The sequence below is a fragment of the Tsukamurella pseudospumae genome (assembly GCF_001575205.1).
Taxonomy (GTDB): domain Bacteria; phylum Actinomycetota; class Actinomycetes; order Mycobacteriales; family Mycobacteriaceae; genus Tsukamurella; species Tsukamurella pseudospumae.
On record NZ_LSRE01000034.1, the window covers coordinates 51,164 to 69,876 of the forward strand.

The 18,713-nt window shown below is 70.4% G+C and carries 22 protein-coding genes; 13 read left to right on the top strand and 9 right to left on the bottom strand.

What is annotated here, in order from left to right; all coding sequences use genetic code 11:
• Positions 1–6 precede the first annotated feature (6 nt).
• From AXK61_RS16660 to AXK61_RS16670, 3 genes are read left to right on the top strand one after another with little or no spacing between them, the layout of a single operon-like run.
• Entirely contained in the window at positions 7–1,290 is a 1,284-nt protein-coding gene (locus AXK61_RS16660) for a lysine N(6)-hydroxylase/L-ornithine N(5)-oxygenase family protein (RefSeq protein ID WP_068746403.1), read from the top strand.
• Positions 1,287–2,129 carry a GNAT family N-acetyltransferase gene (locus AXK61_RS16665; RefSeq protein ID WP_082789398.1) on the top strand — a complete coding sequence of 281 codons (843 nt, stop codon included), beginning with the start codon at positions 1,287–1,289 and terminating at the stop codon, positions 2,127–2,129. Before AXK61_RS16660 ends, AXK61_RS16665 begins: the two co-directional genes overlap by 4 nt.
• Positions 2,126–4,309 carry an MMPL family transporter gene (locus AXK61_RS16670; RefSeq protein WP_082789399.1) on the top strand — a complete coding sequence of 728 codons (2,184 nt, stop codon included), beginning with the start codon at positions 2,126–2,128 and terminating at the stop codon, positions 4,307–4,309. Before AXK61_RS16665 ends, AXK61_RS16670 begins: the two co-directional genes overlap by 4 nt.
• On the opposite strand, the gene AXK61_RS16675 is transcribed toward AXK61_RS16670, so the two are convergent.
• The 3 genes from AXK61_RS16675 to AXK61_RS16685 are packed head-to-tail and all read right to left on the bottom strand — an operon-like array spanning position 4,235 to position 6,146.
• The gene (locus tag AXK61_RS16675; RefSeq protein ID WP_068746404.1) at positions 4,235–4,726 is read right to left on the bottom strand and encodes a TspO/MBR family protein; all 492 of its coding nucleotides are present in this window, start codon (positions 4,724–4,726) and stop codon (positions 4,235–4,237) included. The genes AXK61_RS16670 and AXK61_RS16675 overlap by 75 nt on opposite strands.
• Before the next feature lie 51 nt (positions 4,727–4,777).
• Positions 4,778–5,755 (bottom strand): magnesium transporter CorA family protein, encoded by a 978-nt coding sequence (locus AXK61_RS16680; RefSeq protein ID WP_068570566.1) that lies wholly within the window; start codon positions 5,753–5,755, stop codon positions 4,778–4,780.
• Positions 5,756–5,765: 10 nt separating this feature from the next.
• On the bottom strand, positions 5,766–6,146 hold the full coding sequence (locus AXK61_RS16685; protein ID WP_068570565.1) for an MmcQ/YjbR family DNA-binding protein: 381 nt from the start codon (positions 6,144–6,146) through the stop codon (positions 5,766–5,768).
• Between the two features lie 23 nt (positions 6,147–6,169).
• On the opposite strand from AXK61_RS16685, the gene dapB reads away from it, so the two are divergent.
• The 10 genes from dapB (at position 6,170) to AXK61_RS16735 (ending at position 15,117) form a co-directional block, all read left to right on the top strand.
• Positions 6,170–6,913 (top strand): 4-hydroxy-tetrahydrodipicolinate reductase, encoded by a 744-nt coding sequence (dapB, locus tag AXK61_RS16690; protein ID WP_068570564.1) that lies wholly within the window; start codon positions 6,170–6,172, stop codon positions 6,911–6,913.
• A 5-nt stretch (positions 6,914–6,918) separates the two neighbouring features.
• Positions 6,919–7,389: a hypothetical protein gene (locus AXK61_RS16695; protein ID WP_068570563.1), complete on the top strand. Its 471-nt coding sequence runs from the start codon at positions 6,919–6,921 to the stop codon at positions 7,387–7,389.
• Complete coding sequence (locus tag AXK61_RS16700) at positions 7,389–7,940, top strand: maleylpyruvate isomerase N-terminal domain-containing protein (RefSeq protein ID WP_068746405.1); 552 nt, start codon at positions 7,389–7,391, stop codon at positions 7,938–7,940. Before AXK61_RS16695 ends, AXK61_RS16700 begins: the two co-directional genes overlap by 1 nt.
• Positions 7,940–8,404 carry a flavodoxin family protein gene (locus AXK61_RS16705; RefSeq protein WP_068570561.1) on the top strand — a complete coding sequence of 155 codons (465 nt, stop codon included), beginning with the start codon at positions 7,940–7,942 and terminating at the stop codon, positions 8,402–8,404. The genes AXK61_RS16700 and AXK61_RS16705 overlap by 1 nt, the downstream gene beginning before the upstream one ends.
• A 74-nt stretch (positions 8,405–8,478) precedes the next feature.
• On the top strand, positions 8,479–9,711 hold the full coding sequence (locus tag AXK61_RS16710; protein ID WP_082789400.1) for an HNH endonuclease: 1,233 nt from the start codon (positions 8,479–8,481) through the stop codon (positions 9,709–9,711).
• A 315-nt stretch (positions 9,712–10,026) separates the two neighbouring features.
• Positions 10,027–10,914, top strand: a complete 888-nt coding sequence (locus AXK61_RS16715; protein ID WP_156485718.1) for an esterase/lipase family protein — start codon at positions 10,027–10,029, stop codon at positions 10,912–10,914.
• Between the two features lie 35 nt (positions 10,915–10,949).
• A complete protein-coding gene (locus AXK61_RS16720; protein ID WP_414930006.1) occupies positions 10,950–11,747 on the top strand; it encodes a thymidylate synthase in 798 nt (265 codons plus the stop codon).
• A complete protein-coding gene (locus tag AXK61_RS16725; protein WP_068746408.1) occupies positions 11,748–12,218 on the top strand; it encodes a dihydrofolate reductase in 471 nt (156 codons plus the stop codon).
• Positions 12,219–12,261: 43 nt separating this feature from the next.
• Entirely contained in the window at positions 12,262–13,155 is an 894-nt protein-coding gene (gene dapA, locus AXK61_RS16730) for a 4-hydroxy-tetrahydrodipicolinate synthase (RefSeq protein WP_068570556.1), read from the top strand.
• A gap of 3 nt (positions 13,156–13,158) precedes the next feature.
• Positions 13,159–15,117, top strand: a complete 1,959-nt coding sequence (locus tag AXK61_RS16735) for a ribonuclease J (RefSeq protein WP_068746409.1) — start codon at positions 13,159–13,161, stop codon at positions 15,115–15,117.
• A 70-nt stretch (positions 15,118–15,187) separates the two neighbouring features.
• Here AXK61_RS16735 and AXK61_RS25100 read toward each other — a convergent pair whose 3' ends face one another.
• From AXK61_RS25100 to AXK61_RS16765, 6 genes are all read right to left on the bottom strand, one after another.
• Positions 15,188–15,526: a hypothetical protein gene (locus AXK61_RS25100; protein WP_156485719.1), complete on the bottom strand. Its 339-nt coding sequence runs from the start codon at positions 15,524–15,526 to the stop codon at positions 15,188–15,190.
• Between the two features lie 266 nt (positions 15,527–15,792).
• Positions 15,793–16,368: a hypothetical protein gene (locus AXK61_RS16745; RefSeq protein WP_139057820.1), complete on the bottom strand. Its 576-nt coding sequence runs from the start codon at positions 16,366–16,368 to the stop codon at positions 15,793–15,795.
• Positions 16,365–16,949, bottom strand: coding sequence for a hypothetical protein (locus AXK61_RS16750; RefSeq protein ID WP_068746411.1), 585 nt, complete (start codon positions 16,947–16,949; stop codon positions 16,365–16,367). Before AXK61_RS16750 ends, AXK61_RS16745 begins: the two co-directional genes overlap by 4 nt.
• Positions 16,946–17,521: a hypothetical protein gene (locus AXK61_RS25470; RefSeq protein WP_068746412.1), complete on the bottom strand. Its 576-nt coding sequence runs from the start codon at positions 17,519–17,521 to the stop codon at positions 16,946–16,948. Before AXK61_RS25470 ends, AXK61_RS16750 begins: the two co-directional genes overlap by 4 nt.
• A complete protein-coding gene (locus AXK61_RS16760; RefSeq protein WP_068746413.1) occupies positions 17,518–18,099 on the bottom strand; it encodes a hypothetical protein in 582 nt (193 codons plus the stop codon). Before AXK61_RS16760 ends, AXK61_RS25470 begins: the two co-directional genes overlap by 4 nt.
• Positions 18,099–18,701: a hypothetical protein gene (locus AXK61_RS16765; RefSeq protein WP_068746414.1), complete on the bottom strand. Its 603-nt coding sequence runs from the start codon at positions 18,699–18,701 to the stop codon at positions 18,099–18,101. Before AXK61_RS16765 ends, AXK61_RS16760 begins: the two co-directional genes overlap by 1 nt.
• Positions 18,702–18,713: the final 12 nt, after the last annotated feature.

Sequence of the window (18,713 nt, forward strand, 5' to 3'; positions counted from 1 at the left end):
TTCACGATGCGTTCCAGACCAGGGGCGGATGTCGATGGGGGTCGCGTCGACGTGCTCGGCGTCGGGTTCGGCCCGGCGAATCTCGCCCTGGCGATAGCGTTCGGCGAGACCGCGGTCCCCGGGCGCACGGTCCGGTTTCTCGAGCGCCGGCGCGAGTTCGCGTGGCACCCGGGCATGCTGCTGCCCGGGACCTCGATGCAGATCGCGTTCCTCAAGGACCTCGTGACACTGCGGAACCAGACGAGCCCGTTCTCCTTCGTCGCCTACCTCGGCGCGCGCGGCCGGCTCGTGGACTTCGTCAATCGTGCCGTCCTGACCCCCGAGCGGGCCGAGTTCGCCGACTACCTCGCCTGGGCGGCATCGTCGTTCACCGGGCTGGTGGCCTACGGGCAGGAGGTGACCGACCTGTCCGAGAGCGCCGACGGTGCGCGATTCGCCGTCCGGCACCGCGGCCCCGACGGCGTGGAGCGCACCACTCGGGCCCGGTCGGTGGTCGTCGCGCGCGGCCTGCGCCCGGTACTGCCCGAATGGGCCCGGGCGCAGACGGATACGGACCGGATCCTGCACAACATCGATCTGCTGCCGCGGCTCGACGACCTCGCCCGCGAACTCCCCGGCGGGCTGCCCGCCGCGCGGATCCTCGTGGTCGGCGGGGGACAGTCCGCGGCCGAGGTCGCGATCCACCTGCACGACGCCGGCGCGGCGGTCGACCTCGCCTTCCACGGCTTCGGGCTGGCCGCGGTGGACGAGAGCCCGTTCGTGAACCAGGTCTTCGACCCCGGCGTGGTCGACGAGTTCGACGCCGCGCCGGACGAGGTCCGCACCGAGCTGCTGCGCCGGCACGGCAACACCAACTACGCGGCGGTCGAGCACGCGCTGACGCACGAGCTGTACGACCGCTGGTACCGCGAGGCGGTCACCGGGCCCCGGCGCCTGCGGGTGCACCGGACCACCGAGGTGCGCGCCGCGCGGACCGGCCCGCGAGGCGTCGAGGTCACCCTGCGGCGCGTCACCACCGGGGAGAGCAGCACCACCGTGTTCGACGCCGTGGTGTGCGCCACCGGTTTCGAGCCCGGCGGCCTCAGTGGGCTGAGCGGGATCGCGCCGCCCGGCGCCGAGGTCCGGGTGGCGCGCTCGCACCGCGCGGTGATCGACGGCCGCGAGGTCCCCGGGCTCTACGTGCAGGGCGCCGACCTCCCGGGCCATGGTCTGGGGACCACACTGCTGTCGAATGTCGCCGTCCGCGCGGGCGAGATCGCCCGCGCGCTGGATCGGGAGGAAGCGCCATGACGTCTCGGGAGACCTCGGTCGCGGGCACCGTGTTGTTCCGCGCCACCGATCGCACCCCCTTCACCGTGTTCGTGGCGCAGGACCCGCGCGATGTCGAACGCGCGCAGGCCCTGCGGTACGACGCGTTCTCCACCGAGCTGGGCGCGCCTTTGCCGGGCGCCGTGTTCAGCGAGCGCCTGGGCAGACTGATCGATGTGGACCGGTTCGACGACTACAGCGCGCATCTGCTCGTGCGGCACGACCCCACGGACGAGATCGTCGGCTGCTACCGGATCATCCTGCCCGCGCCGCGCGGCGAGCGGGAGGTGTTCACGACCAGCATGTTCGAGCTGAGCCCCGCGTTCGCGGCGATGGCCGACGACGTGGCCGAGTGGGGCCGAGCGACCATCGCCGCGGATCATCGTGGCGGCGTGGTCTCGGTGCTCCTGCGGATCGCGCTGCTGGCGTTCTACGAGCGCGCCGGGTTCCGGTTCGCCATGGGCTGCATGTCCGTCCGGATGGAGGACGGGGTGCACCCCCGCGCCGCGCTGGTCCGCGCCGCGCTCGGCTTCCTCGCCGACAACCACGCGCTCGCCGACGGCGACGTCCGTGCCACTCCGATCCGGCCGGTCGCCGTCGACGGGGTGCCGCTCGCCGAGCTGCCGCGGCCCGAGGGCACCGACGAGGACCTGGTGCCGCCCACCATCCGGATCGCCGTCCGCTACGGCGGCGTCGTGTGCGGGATGCCCTCGTACGATCCGGACTTCGAGATGGCCGACTTCCTCGTGCTCTTCGAGGACGAACGGATGCGGCGGGCGGGGTGCCTCGACGAGGTCCGCTCGTTCCTCGCGGCGCTGTGATCGCGCGCCTGAGCCGGTGGGTCGCTGCGCGGCCCCGCACCGTGCTCGGCGCGGCGGTGCTCCTGCTCGTCGTCCTGGGTGCTCTCGGGGCCGGCGTCGGCGGGGCGCTCAAGAGCGGTGGCAGTACCGACCCGCGCGCCGAATCCGCCCGCGCCCAGCAGATCCTGGCGGACGACTTCCACCGCGGCGGGTCCTCGCTGGTCCTCTCCGTGCGCAGCGACGCGGAGGCCTCCGATGCCGCGGCCGCCGAGTACGGCCGCGCCCTGACCGAACGGCTGCGGGCCACGCCCGCGGTCCAGTCCGCCGTGTCCGCGTGGTCCGACCCCGCCGCGGCGGCGCGATTGACCTCCGGCGACCGGCGCACCGGCCTGGTGGTGGCGAGCATCGCCGGCGGCACCGGCGAGGCGCCGAACCACGCGCGGGAGATCGTCGACTCCCTGCCGCGCCCACCCGACGGGGTGCGCGTCGAGACTGGCGGCGAGGCGATGACCTACGTGCAGATCAACGAGCAGTCGGGGCGGGATCTGGTGCGCGCCGAGCTCATCGCGCTCCCGCTCACCTTCCTCGTGCTGGTCTGGGCCTTCGGCGGCCTGGTCGCCGCGGCGGTGCCGGTGGTGGTCGGCGTCGCGGCGATCATCGCCACCTCCGGGCTGCTGCGGCTCGTGGCCGAGGCCACCGACGTCTCCGTGTTCGCGCTCAACCTCATCACCGCGATGAGCCTCGCGCTGGCCATCGACTACACGCTGCTCGTGGTGAGCCGCTACCGCGAGGAGGTGCCCGAGCGGGGCCGCGAGGAGGCGCTCGTCGTCGCGATGGCGACGGCGGGGCGCACCGTCGTCTTCTCGGCCGTGACGGTCGGGCTGAGCCTCGCCGCGATGGTGCTCTTCCCCATGTACTTCCTGCGGTCCTTCGCCTATGCGGGCATCGTCGTCGTCGCGTTCACCGCCGGCGCCACGCTGCTGGTGACACCGGCGATCCTGACTCTGCTGGGGGATCGGATCGACCGCCTCCGGGTCGGTGGCGGGCCGCGGCCGACCGACGAATCCCGGTGGTACGGCATGGTTCGCGCCGTGCAACGCCGCGCCGTCCCGCTCGCGATCGCCGTCGTGGTGGCGCTGCTCGCGCTCGGCGCGCCCTTCCTCGGCGCGAAGCTCGGCTACCCGGACGACCGCGCGCTGCCGACCGCGGCATCGTCGCACCGGGTGGGCGACGAGCTGCGAACGGCCTTCCGCCCCAACCCGACCGCCGACGTGCTCGTCCTGGTGGAGGGCGCACCGTCGGGACTGGAGGACTACGCCCGGGAGCTGTCCAGGATCACCGGCCCCGTCGTCGGGCCGGACGGGACGTGGCTGCGCGGCGAACGCATCGCCGACGGCGACCCGACCTCCCGGTCCGGCGGTCGGGTGCTGATGACGGTGGCCGGCGAGCACGACCCGCGGTCGGGGGAGGGGAGCGCGGAACTCGACGCGCTGCGCGCCGTGCCCGCGCCGGGGGCGACGCTGTTCGCCGGTGCGGCGCAGGCCGACCGGGACGCCGTGGACTCGATCCTCGGAGCGGCGCCGCGGGTGCTGGGGGCGATCGCGGTCACGACCCTCATCCTGCTGTTCCTGCTCACCGGAAGCGTACTGCTGCCGCTGAAGGCGCTGGTGCTCAACGTGTTGTCGCTGTCGGCGACCTTCGGCGCGATGGTGTGGATCTTCCAGGAGGGGCACCTGGGCGGGCTCGGGACGACGGTGACCGGGCACCTCATCGCGGACATGCCGGTGCTGATGTTCTGCATCGCCTTCGGGCTGTCGATGGACTACGAGGTCTTCCTGCTCTCGCGGATCCGGGAGGAGTGGCGGGCGGCGCCCGGCCGGGACCGGGAGGCGAACGACGAGGCCGCGGCCCGCGGCATCGCGAGCACGGCCCGGGTGGTGACCGCGGCGGCGCTGCTCATGGCCGTGGTGTTCGCGGCGATCGGCCTGTCGGAGGTCTCGTTCATGCGGATGCTCGGGGTGGGGCTCGCGATCGCGGTGCTGCTGGACGCCACGCTCGTGCGGCTGGTGCTGTTGCCGGCCTTCATGCGGATCGCGGGCACGGCGAACTGGTGGCCCCGCGGCGGGTCAGGAGTTGAGCATGACGATCGAGTAGTTGAGCGCCGTGGCGAACAGGATCCAGCCCAGGTAGGGGACCAGTAGCAGCGCGGCGATGCGCCGGACCGCGCTGAACGCGGCGATGGTCGCGATCACCAGCACGTCGAGCAGGACGATCACCCCGAGCGCGACGGCGCGCAGCTCCAGTGCGAAGAACAGCGGCGTCCACGCGAGGTTCACCAGCAGCTGCACGGCGTAGAGCTGGATCGCCCGGCTGTTCCAGGACGGGTTCCGTCGCCAGACCAGCCACGCGGCGATCGCCATCAGCAGGTACAACAGACCCCACGCGGGGCCGAAGAGCCCGCTGGGCGGGGCCCACGGCGGCTGGGCCAGACGGGCGTACTCGTCGGCTGCGTCCGCGGAAGCCAGGCCGCCCAGCAGCGCGACCACCGCGACCGCGGCGAGCGAGATCACCAGCGCGAGCGGGTGCCACCGCGAGCGCGAATCGGACGATCCGGTCATCCTCCGAGAGTAGGCGCGTCATCGCCGTCCCGCTCGGCGAGCGGGCGGCGCTCAGAGCCAGCGGCGCTTCTTGAACGCCACGTAGAGGCCGCCGGCGATCGCCGCCATCACGAGCAGGCTGAGCCAGAAGCCCCACTCCTTGCCGAACCCGGGGTACGGGACGTTCTGGCCGAAGTAGCCGGTGATCGCCGTGGGGACGGCGATGATCGCCGCCCAACTGGTGAGCTTCTTCATCACCGTGTTGAGCTGGTTGTCGACGAGCGCGAGATTGGTCGAGCGCACCGATTCCACCGCGTCGCGCAGGCCCTCGGTCCAGTCCGCGGCGCGCATCGTGTGGTCGTAGACGTCCTCGGCGTAGGGGAGCAGGTCGTGCTTCTCCGTCGCCGCGGACACGCGGCGCAGCAGCGAGCCCACCACGTCGCGCATCGGCAGCACGATCCTGCGCAGCTCACCCACGTTCTTGTGCAACTCGAAGGCGACCTGCGAGACGCGGTCGCTGGAGCGGTTGTCGAACAGGATCGACTCCACGTCGTCGAGTTTCTCGTCGACCGCGGTGATGCGCGCGGTGTACCCGTCGACCACGGCGTCGAGCAACATGAGCTCCAGGGCGTGCGGGCCGAAGCGGAGCAGGTCGGCGTTCTCGGCAATGGCATCGGCGACGCCCTCGACGTCGAAGCCGGGGCCCAGCCGGACGGTGAGCACGCCGTGCGCGAACAGGAACATCGAGATGCGGCTCGTCGAGCCGTCCTCCGTGACCGTGTAGGCGGTGACGAACAGGATCTCGCCGTAACGCAGCGACTTCGGGCGCTCGTGCACGGTGAGCGCGTCCTCCACCGCCAGCTTGTCCAGGTGCAGCGCCGAGGCCAGCGGCGCGAACTGCGCCTCCGTCGGGTCCAGCACGTCCACCCAGGTCAGGCCGGACTTCCGCGTCAGCGCGTCCTCCGCGGTGACGACCTCCGCGTGGTCGGAGCGATCGAAGCAGGGCTCACCGGTGGCACCCTCGTTCCACGTGCGGATGGTCACGTCCATGCGCGCAACCCTAGGACCCGGCCACGGGCGGGCGCTCGACGAGTTCCGCGAGGGCCGCGGGAGCCTGCACGCAGTAGGAGTCGGTGAGGAGCTCGGCGACCTCGTCCCAGTCGGTGGCCTCGTCGACGAGGATCCCGACGGTGCTCTCGCCCCAGTTCACCCGGAAGTACGGGTCCCCGAGGTTCTCGAACGCCGGGACCTCGCCCGGTTCCGCGCGGAAGATCAGGCGGAACAGCTGGTCCTCCCCGCCGAAGACGTGGGCCACCGTCGAACCGCGGACGCGCCAGCGCGTGCCCACCCAGGCACGGTCGGCGACGCACTCGGGGAAGGCCTCGAGGATGCCGGCGAGGCGGTCGATCCACGCGTCGGGAACGTCTGGTCGGGCGGTCACCGGCCCAGGGTATCGTCGGGCGCATGCTGAACGTGGGTGTGTTGGGGTCCGGTGGCAAGGTCGGCCGCGCGATGGTCGACGCGGTGGAGGCGGCCGACGATCTGTCGCTGAGTGCGGCGGTGGACGCGGGTGACATGCTCACCGGCCTCCTCGACTCGAACACGCAGGTCGTGATCGACTTCACCCACCCCGATGCGGTGATGGACAACCTGAAGTTCCTCATCGACAACGGGATCCACGCCGTGGTCGGCACCACCGGTTTCACGGACGACCGCCTCGACACCGTGCGCGAGTGGCTCGCCGAGAAGCCCGAGGTGGGCGTGCTGATCGCCCCGAACTTCGCCATCGGCGCCGTCCTGTGCATGCGCTTCGCCGCGCAGGCCGCGAAGTACTTCGACTCCGTCGAGATCATCGAGCTGCACCACCCGCACAAGGCCGACGCGCCGTCCGGCACCGCCAGCCGCACCGCCGAGCTGATCGCCGAGGCCCGCGAGGAGGCCGGTCGCGGCAAGATGCCCGACGCCACCTCGGCCGAGTTCGACCGCGCGCGCGGCGCCCGGGTCGACGGTGTCCGGGTGCACTCCGTGCGCGTCGCGGGCCTCGTCGCCCACCAGGAGGTCCTGCTGGGCACCCAGGGCGAGACCCTGACCATCCGGCACGACTCGCTCGACCGCAGCTCGTTCGTCCCCGGGGTACTGCTGGGGGTGCGCGGCATCTCGACGCGGCCCGGCCTCACGGTGGGCATCGAGCCGTTCATGGATCTGTGAGTGGCATGACACAGCGCGAGCGCGGCAACCTGGGGCAGCTCCTGGTCATCGGGTTCCTCGCGGTCGCGATGCTCCTGTACATCGGGCTGATCGGCGTGTGGGCGTCGATGATCGCCGGCCGCGGCGGCGCGGTGAACATCGGTCTCGCGATCGGCATGGTGCTCGTCGGCGTGATGGGCCTGTGGATTCTGTGGTCCGTGCTGCGCAACGGCTACGCGCACCAGAGGCTGGCGGCGTCGGCGAAGGCTTTGGGGCGCGACCTGGACGTCTCGGACCTGCCGAAGATGCCGTCCGGCCGGGTCCAACGGGACGCCGCGGACGCGCTGTTCGCCGAGGTCAAGGCGGAGTACGAGGCCGATCCCGACTCCTGGGTGAACACCTACCGGCTGGCCCGCGCCTACGACTACGCCGGCGACCGGTCCCGGGCGCGGGACTGGATGACCAAGGCCGTCTCGCTGGAGAAGAAGTCGCGCTGATGGCCGCGGTGGACGTGCTGACCGACGCCGAGGCGTACTGGGCGGGCACGGTGGCCGCTGCGGGCGAATCGCTGGATCGACCGAGCGGTTGCGACGGGTGGGACAACCGCGAGCTGATCGATCACGTGGTGGGCGGTGGGCACCGGTACGCGATGCTGCTCGATGGTGCGAGCGCTGCGGACACCGCGACCACGCGCGAGAACGACTACGTCGGAACCGACCCGATCGGCGAGTTCTGGCGCTACGAAAGGCTGTTCCGCGTGGGTCTCGATGCGGCCGATCTCGACGCGACGGTCGATCACCGGGCCGGGCCCCGACCGGGCCGGGACCTCCTGACGATGCGGATCATGGAGCTGGCCCTCCACACCCGGGACCTCTGCGTGGGGCTGTCGCTGCCGTGGGCACCGTCCGCCACCGTCACCGAGTACCTCCTCGAGGAGGGCGCGACCGTCATCGAGGACCTGCGGGCACACGGCATGTTCGCTGCGGCGGGTGTGGCTGCTTCCGATGCGCCTGCCGATCGCCTGCTCGCGTTCGCGGGACGGTCCTGATGGATACGCAGCGCCGGCTCCTGATCGTGCATCACACGCCGTCTCCGCACTGCCAGGAGATGTTCGAGGCGGTGATCGCCGGGTCCACCGATCCCGAGATCGAGGGTGTGGAGGTGGTGCGGCGAGCCGCGCTGTCGGTGACCGCGTCGGACGTGCTCGCCGCCGACGGGTTCGTCCTCGGCACACCCGCGAACCTCGGATACATCTCGGGCGCGCTCAAGCACGCCTTCGACACGATCTACTACCCGTGCCTCGACGCCACCCGCGGCCGGCCGTTCGGGCTGTACCTGCATGCGAACGAGGGCGGCGAGGGTGCCGTGCGCGCCGTCGACTCCATCACCGCCGGGCTCGGGTGGGAGAAGGTGACGCCGCACGTCGTGGTGTCGGGGAAGCCCACGAAGGCGGACCTCGAGGCGTGCTGGAATCTCGGTGCCACCGTCGCCGCGCAGCTCATGTCAGTATGACAACAGGTAGTTCGTATATTCGATGTGGGATTTCACCTCGAAAACTTGTCAGTGGGTCCGGGTAGCGTCCTGGTATGGACGAAAACATTGCGGTAGAGGAAGACCCACCTCCCGACGGTGCCGTGGGTGCGGAAGTGGTGGACCGGTTGCGTTCGAGTGAAATCCAGCGGTGCCGGTTGGCGGTCGAACAGTACGCGCTCGCCGCGGACCTGCTCCGGCAACGGGTCTGCGAGCGGGTCGCGGCGGGCGTGCCGCAGGATCGGTGGCAGCAGGGCGTCGCCGGTGAGGTCGCGCTCGCCTTGCACATCTCTCCGAACACCGCCAGCCGGGTGCTGGCGCGGGCGGTGGAGTTGGAGAAGTACATGCCGCACACCCGCGCCCGCCTCTACGACGGGGACCTCTCCCCGGAAGCGATACCGGCGCTGCTGGCCGGCCTGTCGCATTTGGACATCTCCGAGCGTCAGCAGGCCGATGTCGAGCTGTGCGCGGATCCAGCGGTGCTGGCCGGGTTGGGATTGAAGCAGCTGGCGGCGAAGGTTGAGCAGGTCGCTTACCGCTTGGATGCGCAGGCCACGGTGGACCGGAATGCGGCGGCGGAGAAGGACCGAAAGGTCACTCTGCGGCCGCAGCCGGAGGGCATGGCCCGGCTATCGCTGTTGCTGCCGATGGCGCAGGCCGTCGGCGCCTACGCCGCGCTGCGCAAGCACGCCGACACTCATGTGGGTCACGATCAGGAACTACGGACCCGGCCGCAGCTCATGGCCGACACCGCGTTCGCCCGCCTCACTGGCCGCGACGCCGCCGACGGCCAGCCGGTCGCCGTCAACCTCACCGTCTCGGCGGAGGTACTGCTGGGCGATCAGCCCGGCACCGCGCATCTCGACGGTGGCGGGATCATGCCCGTGGAGATCGCCCGCAACCTCATCGGGAAGGCCACCGCCAAGGGCGTCGCCTGGGTGCGCCGCTTGTTCATAGCGCCTGAGACCGGGGCGGTGGTGGCGATGGACTCGCGGCAGCGGCTCTTCCCCGACGGGCTGGCGGAGGTCATCCGGGTGCGGGATCGGTACTGCCGCACCCCGTACTGCGACGCACCGATCGCGCACACCGACCACGTCACCCCGCACGCGAAAGGCGGAGCGACGAGTTTCGAGAACGGGCAGGGCCTGTGCGCGGCGTGCAACTACGCCAAGGAAGCACCCGGCTGGCGCAGCGCAACCGTTGACGACCCGTCCGGGCGGCACACCGTCGAAACCCGAACCCCGACAGGGCATGTCCACCGATCCACCGCCCCGAACCAGGCGGCGTAGTCGCAGGCGTCGATGCTGCGAGACATCGTTACTCGGGATTCTGCGAGTCGACCCCGGGGAGTCGCCGAATCGTGCCGCGCTGTCGGTGCTGACGATGGTCCGCGCGAGTTTCGCGGACCGTGCGGCAGCGCGTTCGGAGGTATCGGCCAGTTCGATGCCGACACGGAACGCGGTCAGCGTGATCGCACCGAAGGCGATGTCGTGCTCGCGGGACGACGACCGCGTTAGGGTTGAGTGGTGGTCGACTCATCGCCGGACCAAGGTCGTGCCGCTTCAGCTCCTCAGCGCGGTCCGGGCGGTGGTGTCATGCACGGGGTGCTGCGGTTGCTTCGCCGACTCCTGAAGGTGCTCGGTATCGGTGTACTGGTGATAGTTGTCATCGTGGTCGGTGCGCTGGGCGTCGTGTGGTTCCTCGGCCCGCCCGTTGCGAAGGCGGGCGACGCCGTTGTGCCGCCGATCGACTGTCGTGCGACGCCGGAACGTCCGCACCCCGTCGTCGTGCTGCCGGGAGGCGACGGCACCGTCGACCAGACCGACGCGCAGTGGCGCACCACGACGGATGCGCTGCGAGGTGCTGGGTATTGCACGCTGGTGTTCCAGGTTCGCGGCTCGGACGGAAATCGCTGGGCGGCGGATGTGCCGACTGCCGGCCGGGACCTGAACGCGTTCGTCGACCTGGTGCTCGTCCGTACCGGCGCCCAGCAGGTGGCGATCGTCGCGCATTCGGCGGGCAGTGTTGTGGCGAATCACTTCCTCAAGGTGGAGCACGGTGCGCCGAAGGTCGCCGACGCAGTGTTCCTCGCACCCGAGACCTCACACTGTGACGGGCGGGGTTTCGCGGAATCCATGGGACTGCCGACGTCGCCGTTCCCCCTGTTCCGGGCGGTGCCCGCAGTGCCGGCGTTGCTCGCCCGTCTGATGCCGTCCGCGGCGGGACCGCTGCAGCTCGCTCCGGGATCACCCGTTTTCGACGCGATCTTCGACGGTGTGCTCGCTCAGCCCGGTGTGCGGTACTCGGTGATGGCGACGAAGCGCGATGTGGTCGCGACCCCGGCGGGCACGTGTTCGTTCATCGAAGAACCCGGTGTGACGAACGTGTTCTACGAGGATGCGTTCCCCGCCGCGCCCGCCGTCGACCATGGGTCGCTGCGGTCGAGTCCCCAGGTCGCGGGGTGGGTGATCGGGCGGCTGGCCGCGCCGTGAACGAACGTGTCAGGGGTCGCCTCTAGACTGACGTTGTGATCGCGACGCCCTATGAAGACCTGCTCCGCGACGTGATGGAGAACGGCACGCACCGCCCGGACCGCACCGGCACCGGGACGCGCAGCGTGTTCGGTCGCCAGCTCCGGTACGACCTGTCGCAGGGTTTCCCGCTCATCACCACCAAGCGGGTGCACATGAAGTCCATCGCGTACGAGCTGCTGTGGTTCCTGCGCGGCGATTCGAACGTGCAGTGGCTCCAGGACAACGGCGTCACCATCTGGGACGAGTGGGCCTCGCCGGAGGGCGAACTCGGCCCCGTCTACGGCGTGCAGTGGCGCAGCTGGCCCACGCCGGACGGCCGCCACATCGACCAGATCAGCACCGCGATCGAGACGCTCCGTACCAACCCGTCCAGCCGGCGCAACATCGTCTCCGCGTGGAACGTCGCGGAGATCGAGAACATGGCGCTGCCACCGTGCCACGCGTTCTTCCAGTTCTACGCGGCCGACGGGAAGCTCAGCTGCCAGCTCTACCAGCGCAGCGCCGACCTGTTCCTCGGCGTGCCCTTCAACATCGCCAGCTACGCGCTGCTCACCCACATGGTCGCCGCGCAGGTCGGCCTCGAGCCGGGTGACTTCGTCTGGACCGGTGGTGACTGCCACATCTACGACAACCACGTCGAGCAGGTCACCGAGCAGCTGAGCCGCGACCCGTACCCGTACCCGCGGCTCGAACTCGCCGAGCGGCCCAGCATCTTCGACTACGAGTACGGCGACATCACCGTCCACGACTACGTGCACCACCCCGCCATCAAAGCCCCGGTGGCCGTGTAGATGATCGGCCTCATCTGGGCACAGGCACGCGGGGGAGTGATCGGCGCGGACGGCGGGATCCCGTGGCACATCCCGGAGGACATGAAGTTCTTCCGCGAGACCACCGCGGGCGCCACGGTCCTCATGGGGCGCCGCACGTGGGACTCGCTCCCGCCGCGGTTCCGGCCCCTCCCGGGCCGCACCAACATCGTCGTCACTCGGGACCGGTCCTGGCAGGCCGACGGTGCGGTGGTCCAGCACGATCTCACCCTCCCGGACGGCGACGTGTGGGTCATCGGCGGCGGCGAGATCTACACCGCCGCACTGCCTCTCGCTGACGTCCTGGCCGTCACCGAGGTCGACGCCGCGATCGAGGGTGACACGACGGCACCGTCGGTCCCGGAGGGATTCGCGCTCGACGACGAGCCGGGGTGGAGCGAGTCATCGTCGGGACTGCGCTACCGGCACCTGACCTACCGGCGCAACCACTAGCCAATAGCAGCTTTCCGTAGTCGGGTGGGTAGCCTTGACACTTATGAGTGCGACACCGCCCACCACCCCGTTCGGCACGATCTCCGTGGCGATGGTGACCCCGTTCAAGGCCGACGGCACGCTCGACCTCGAAGCAGGGCAGAAGCTGGCGTCGCACCTGGCCGATCAGGGCTGCGACGGACTGATCGTCGCGGGCACCACCGGCGAGTCGCCCACCACGCAGCCGTGGGAGAAGATCCAGTTCCTCAAGGCGGTCATCGAGGCCGTCGGCGACCGGGTGAAGATCACCGCGGGCGTCGGCACGTACGACACCGACGAGTCCGCCGTTTTCGCGCGCGACGCCGCCGAGGCCGGCGCGCACGGACTCCTCGTGGTCACCCCGTACTACTCCCGTCCGCCGCAGGCCGGCCTGCTCGCGCACTTCACGACGGTGGCCGACGCGACCGACCTGCCCGTGCTGCTCTACGACATTCCGCCGCGCTCGGTCGTGCAGATCGAGACCGACACGCTGCGGAAGCTGTCGGAGCACAAGAACATCATCGGCGTGAAGGACGCGAAGGGCGACCTCGGCGCCGGCGCGCGGCTCATCGCCGAGACCGACCTCCAGTTCCTCTCCGGCGACGACCCGCTGAACCTGCCCTGGCTGTCGGTGGGCGCGCTGGGCTTCGTCTCCGTCATCGGGCACGTCGTCGCGCCGCAGCTGCGCGCGATGCGCGACGCCTATTACGCGGGCGACAACGCCCGCGCCAGAGACATCAACGCCTCCCTCGGGCCCGTCTACGAGGCCATGGCCGGCCTCGGCGGCGTGACCTTCTCGAAGGCGGCACTGGCCCTGCAGGGCCTTGATATGGGGGTACCGCGCCTGCCGCAGGTGCCGCCCACCGGTGAACAGCGCGACCGGCTCGCAGCGCTACTGACCCAAGCGGGGGTGCTCTAAACAATGACCGACGGTGCAGCAGGTGGAGCCCGACGGGGCCGTAAGGCCACCCGACAGGCGGGTCCGCCTGCCGAGCCCAAGCCGGTGATCGCCACCTCGGCGGCGCGCGTCGTCGTCGAGGACAAGGCCCCGGCAGCGAAGGCCCCGGCGGCTCAGGCCTCCGAGGCGACGGCGGCGAAAGCTCCCGCGCAGCAGCCGCAGAAGGCTGCGGCGAAGGGCGGCGGTGGTCGCCGCGGTGGCGGGCGGCGCGGCAACGACCGGCAGAAGGCACCGTCGGCGCCCGTCGAACGGTTGGGCGCCCCGCCCAAGCTGCCCAAGGGCGGCATGCGGATCGTCGCGCTCGGCGGCATCAAGGAGATCGGTCGCAACATGACCGTCTTCGAGTACGACGGCAAGCTGCTCATCGTCGACTGCGGCGTGCTCTTCCCCGAGGACCAGCAGCCCGGCGTCGACCTGATCCTCCCGGATTTCCGGTACATCGAGGACCGGATCAAGGACGTCGAGGCGATCGTCCTCACGCACGGCCACGAGGACCACATCGGCGCCGTCCCGTTCCTGCTGCGTCTGCGGCCCGACATCCCCGTGGTGGGCGCGAAGTTCACGCTGGCGCTGGTCAAGGCCAAGTGCGACGAGCACCGCCTGCGGCCGAAGCTCGTCGAGGTCCGCGAGGGCGAGTCGACGAGCCACGGCCCCTTCGAGTGCGAGTACTTCGCGGTCAACCACTCGATCCCCGACGCGATCGCCGTCGCGATCCACGCCGGCGGTCAGGTGGCGCTGCACACCGGCGACATCAAGCTCGACCAGCTGCCGCTCGACGGCCGCCTCACCGACCTCGCGGGCTTCTCGCGGCTCGGCGACGCCGGCGTGGACCTGTTCCTCGTCGACTCGACCAACGCCGAGGTGCCGGGCTTCGTGACCCCCGAGCGGGAGATCGGCCCCGTTCTCGACAACGTGATCGGTCGCGCCAAGGGCCGCGTGATCGTGGCGTCCTTCGCCTCGCACGTGCACCGCATCCAGCAGATCGCCGAGGTCGCCGTCGCGCACAACCGGCGGATCGCGTTCGTCGGCCGCTCGATGGTCCGGAACATGGCGCTCGCGCAGGAGCTCGGCTACATGCACCTGCCGGAGGGCGTCGAGGTGGACCTCGACACCGCCGCCTCGCTGCCCGACGACCGCGTCGTGCTGATCTCCACCGGCTCGCAGGGCGAGCCGCTGGCCGCGCTGTCGCGGATGGCCCGCAGCGAGCACCGCAACATCACCATCTCGCCGAACGACCTGATCGTGCTGGCCAGCTCGCTCATCCCGGGCAACGAGAACTCCGTGTTCGCCGTGGTCAACGGGCTGTCGAAGCTGGGTGCCAAGGTGATCACCCAGCAGAACGCCAAGGTCCACGTGTCCGGCCACGCCAGCGCCGGTGAGCTGCTGTACCTGTACAACGCGGTGCGCCCGCGCAACGCCATGCCGGTGCACGGCGAGTGGAGGCATCTGCGCGCCAACGCCGCCCTGGCCGAGGCCACGGGTGTGCCGAAGGACCGCATCATGCTCGCCGAGGACGGCGTCGTGGTGGACCTCGTGAACGGCGTCGCCAAGATCGTCGGGCAGGTGCCCGTCGGCCATGTGTACGTGGACGGCAACTCGGTGGGCGACGTGGGCGAGTCCACCCTGTCCGACCGGCTGGTTCTCGGCGAGGGCGGCTTCATCTCGATCAGCGTCGCCATCGACAAGGAGGGCAACGCCGTCAGCAAGCCCGAGGTGTCGGGCCGCGGCTTCTCCGACGATCCGACCGCGCTCAAGGAGGCGGAGCAGCTCGTCGAGGACGTGCTCGCCGACCTGGCCGCCGAGGGCGTCAAGGAGGCCCACCGCATCGCCCAGGGCGTTCGACGGGCCGTGGGTCGCTGGGTCGACAAGGCCTACCGTCGCCGGCCGATGATCGTGCCGACCGTGATGGTGGTGGGGGAGTAGCGAACATCTTCTTCAAGCGTTCTGCGAGGTTTCTTCCGGGAGATCTCGCAGAACGCTTCGAATGATGTTCCTACGCCGCAGCTTCGACCTTCGCGATCTGAGCGCGGAACACCTTCCAGAAGTCGCCGGGGTCGACGGTGTCGGCCGGGGCGTCCGCTTCGTCGGCCCACAGTGCGCGATTCATCAAGAACACGTCGACCGATCGACCGTCGATGTCGACGAATCCGTGCATCGCGGCGAGTCGGCCGTTCCCGGTGCGGTATTCGAGTACCGATGGCGGATTCGCGAGCATGTCCTCGGGCGTCGGCGCCAGCGCAGCCTTCCCGTCGCACGCCAGCTCGACGTTCGTGTTCTGCATCGCGAGCCGGACGTTGATCACCTCGGCGCGGATCCAGATGTTCTGCTTCATGGCGGACGATGATGCGACTGCCGCACCGTCGCGCGAACGCTCGCGGTTCCTGGACGCGGTATGGCAGGGCTCCGCGGTTCCGCCCGTCACGGTGGTGCCGTACTGACTCTCGTTCGATCTGAACGCGGTGATCCCGGTCGGTAGGTCGGATTCGACGAGCGCGAGTCCGTGGAGCGGGTGCGGTGGCGGCCCGGAGGGCCGATCGCAGCCGGCAGCGGCCAGCACGACGATCGTGATCACCGCTGCGGAAGCGAACCGCCGGCAGGTCACGGTTGTCTCTCCACCTTGGCGACCTGAGCGCGGAACACCTGCCAGAACGTATCGAGGCTCAGTGGCCTGTCATCCGGCGACGAGGCGATCACCCCCACTGTCGCACCGCGGACATCGGCCATGCCGGTGATTCGGTGGGTGTTCACCCGCAGGAGAACCGGGTCGAGTCGTACCAGGTCGGCCGGGACCGGAAGCCTCGTGGCGTTGGCCGTCTCACCGCACGCCGAGTCCTGAGCGGTGAACTTCGCTGTCGCGGCGCGGCCGACCACGCTCGCGTAGAAGTGCGTGTCCCCGTGCCACGCCTCCGCCTCCACCGCGGGCACACCGGCAAGTGACGTCTGCAGCGCATGGGACGCCGTCTCGCACTGCGAGGACGTGTTGGGAGCGGGCCCCGTCGGGGCGGGCAATGCTGCGATCGGGAAGACCATGTAGTCCTTGCTCCCGGAGGGGAGCTCCGCCGCGGTGAGTACGGCGCGCGCCGGGACGACGGGCGCGGCGTACGCGGTCGCCGGGAAGATCGAAGCGATCGCCGCGCCGATCACTACGGTTGCCAGGGCTCGACGAGCGGTCATCGCTGCCTCTCGATCTTGGCGATCTGGGTGCGGAACAGTCGCCAGAAGGTGTCGTAGTCAGGGGGATTCGGGCTCGCGTCCACCACCACCTGGACGGTGACCCCACGGACCTCGGCCCAGCCGTTCAGCTCCTTGCCATGTGACGCGGCGCCGGCGATCAGTCGGTATCGGGTGAACTCCGCGGGGGTGCCGACCAGCACCGGCACGTCGGCTTCCGGTGTCGTCCGGCACGCGTCCATCACCGCGCGGATGGGAGTCACCAGAGCACGGTCCGTCAGTTCCACCGATGCGTAGGTCTTCCCCTGGAACGACGTTGCCTCCGTGGATCGCGATCCCGCGGCGGCGCTCATCATCCGCACGCCGGCGAGTTCGCAGCCGTCGCTGGTGAGGCCCGATGCCTTGGTCGGCGCACGATTGACTGTGTGCGTGACCCGGTACGACGCGTCGTTGCCGATGGGGAACTCGGCCGCGGACAGGATCGCTCGGGCCGGATCGACCGGGGCCGCGACACTCAGTGCGGGGACGGCACTGGCCATCAGTAGTGCGAGCGCGCCTGCGGCGGCGAACCGTCGGGCGATCACGGCTGCCGCTCCACCTTGGCGACCTGAGCCCGCAAGACCTGCCAGAAGATCGAGGAGTCGACCGAGCGATCCATGTTCACGACATAGACGGTGACGCTCACGCCGCGGAGGTCGATCGTCGCCTGCAGCAGTCTGCCGTCTCGAGTGCGAGTGATGAACGGTGCGAGGCGGGCGAGGTCGGAAGGGGCTCCGACGGTCGCCTGGGGCACGACGCCGGGATCGGTGTTGCATGCGGTGATCACGTCGCGGGCGGTGCTGACGCCCGACCCTTCGGAGATACCCACGTGGATCTCATCGGTGCCTCGTGTCGCCGACACCTCGACGGTCGTGCTCCCGGCGAGTGCGGTCTCGATCCGGTGCGCCATGCGATCACACGGGGTATCGCGAGCGGGCTTCGTCGGCGGCTGTGCGACTTTCGTCGACAGTGTGTAGCCCGAACTGCCCGCCGGTAGTTCACCGGCGGACACGATCGCGGCTCGCGGTTGTACGGGAGCGGCGTTCGCGACGCCCGGGAGCACCGTGGCGGCGCCCAGAGCGAGTGCGCCTGCGGCGGCGGACCGTCGGGTGATCACGGCTGCCGCTCGACCTTGGCGACCTGAGTACGGACGAGCTGCCAGAACACGGCCGCGTCGGCGGGTGCTGTCGATGTGCCTTCGACCTGGACGCCGACGGACGCGCCGCGGACCTCGACGACGGCGATCAGAGTCCGGTTGTCGCCGGTGCTGACCGTGAAGCCCTGGTGGCGGCTCAGGTCGGCCGGAAGTGGCTTCACGATCGCGCGGGTGCCGTAGCGCAGCTTCGCAGAACACGTCGTGATCACATCACGCATCACGGTGGCCATCGGACGCTCGATGACACTCGTCTCCAGGTCGAGTGCACCGCGGCGGGCCTTGGCGTCGGTGCTGTGGGCACCTGCGAGGGCCTTGTCGACGCGGTGTTCCGCAGCCCCGCACGCGGTGTCGGAGATCAGCTCTCCGGCCGGCTCACCGACCTCGGACCGGACGGAGTAGCCGGTCGTTCCCGCCGGGAACTCGTGTGCGGCCAGAACGGCGCGTGCCGGAACCACCGGCGCCGCCTGCGCGATCGCGGGGAGGCCCGCGAAGGCGAGGAGGGTCACCGTCGAACCCACCAGAACGTGCCGGGCGCGCATCACCGGGCCGCCTGCACCTTCTGGATCTGCGCGCGGAACACCTGCCAGAACTTGGCGGCGTTGGCGGGGGTGTCGGACAGGCCGCGGACGAGGACGTTGACGGTGTGGCCGTTGACATCGGCCGCGCCCTCGATGGTGGAGTCGGTCTTGCCGCCGTAGGTGATCACCGCGGGGTTGTAGCGCGCGAGGTCGCCGGGGACGGCGAGCTCGGAGACCCGGCCGGAGCAGGCCTGCGCCATCGAGCGCCACAGGCCGCCCTGCATCGGGGAGATGACGATGCTGACCATCGAGGAGTATCCGTTGCGGGCGGCGGCGCCGGCGTTCTGTGCGGTCGTGGTCGCGGCGTTGAGCCGGTTCGCGGCGTCGACGCACGGCTGCGGAGCGCCCGCCTTGATGTTGATGGCGCCGCCGCGGAGTCGCCCGGCGCGGTAGTCGGTGGAGCCGGCCGGGAACTGCGCCTGCGTGAGCACCAGGGCGCTGTTGACCGGTGCGGCGGAGGCCACCGGTGCGGCGAGTGTCGCGCCCGCGGTGACAGTGGCGACGATCGCGGTCGCCGAGGCGAACCGCGTACGGATGGACGTCTGCGTGGTCTTCGCAATCATGCGCGAAGTATA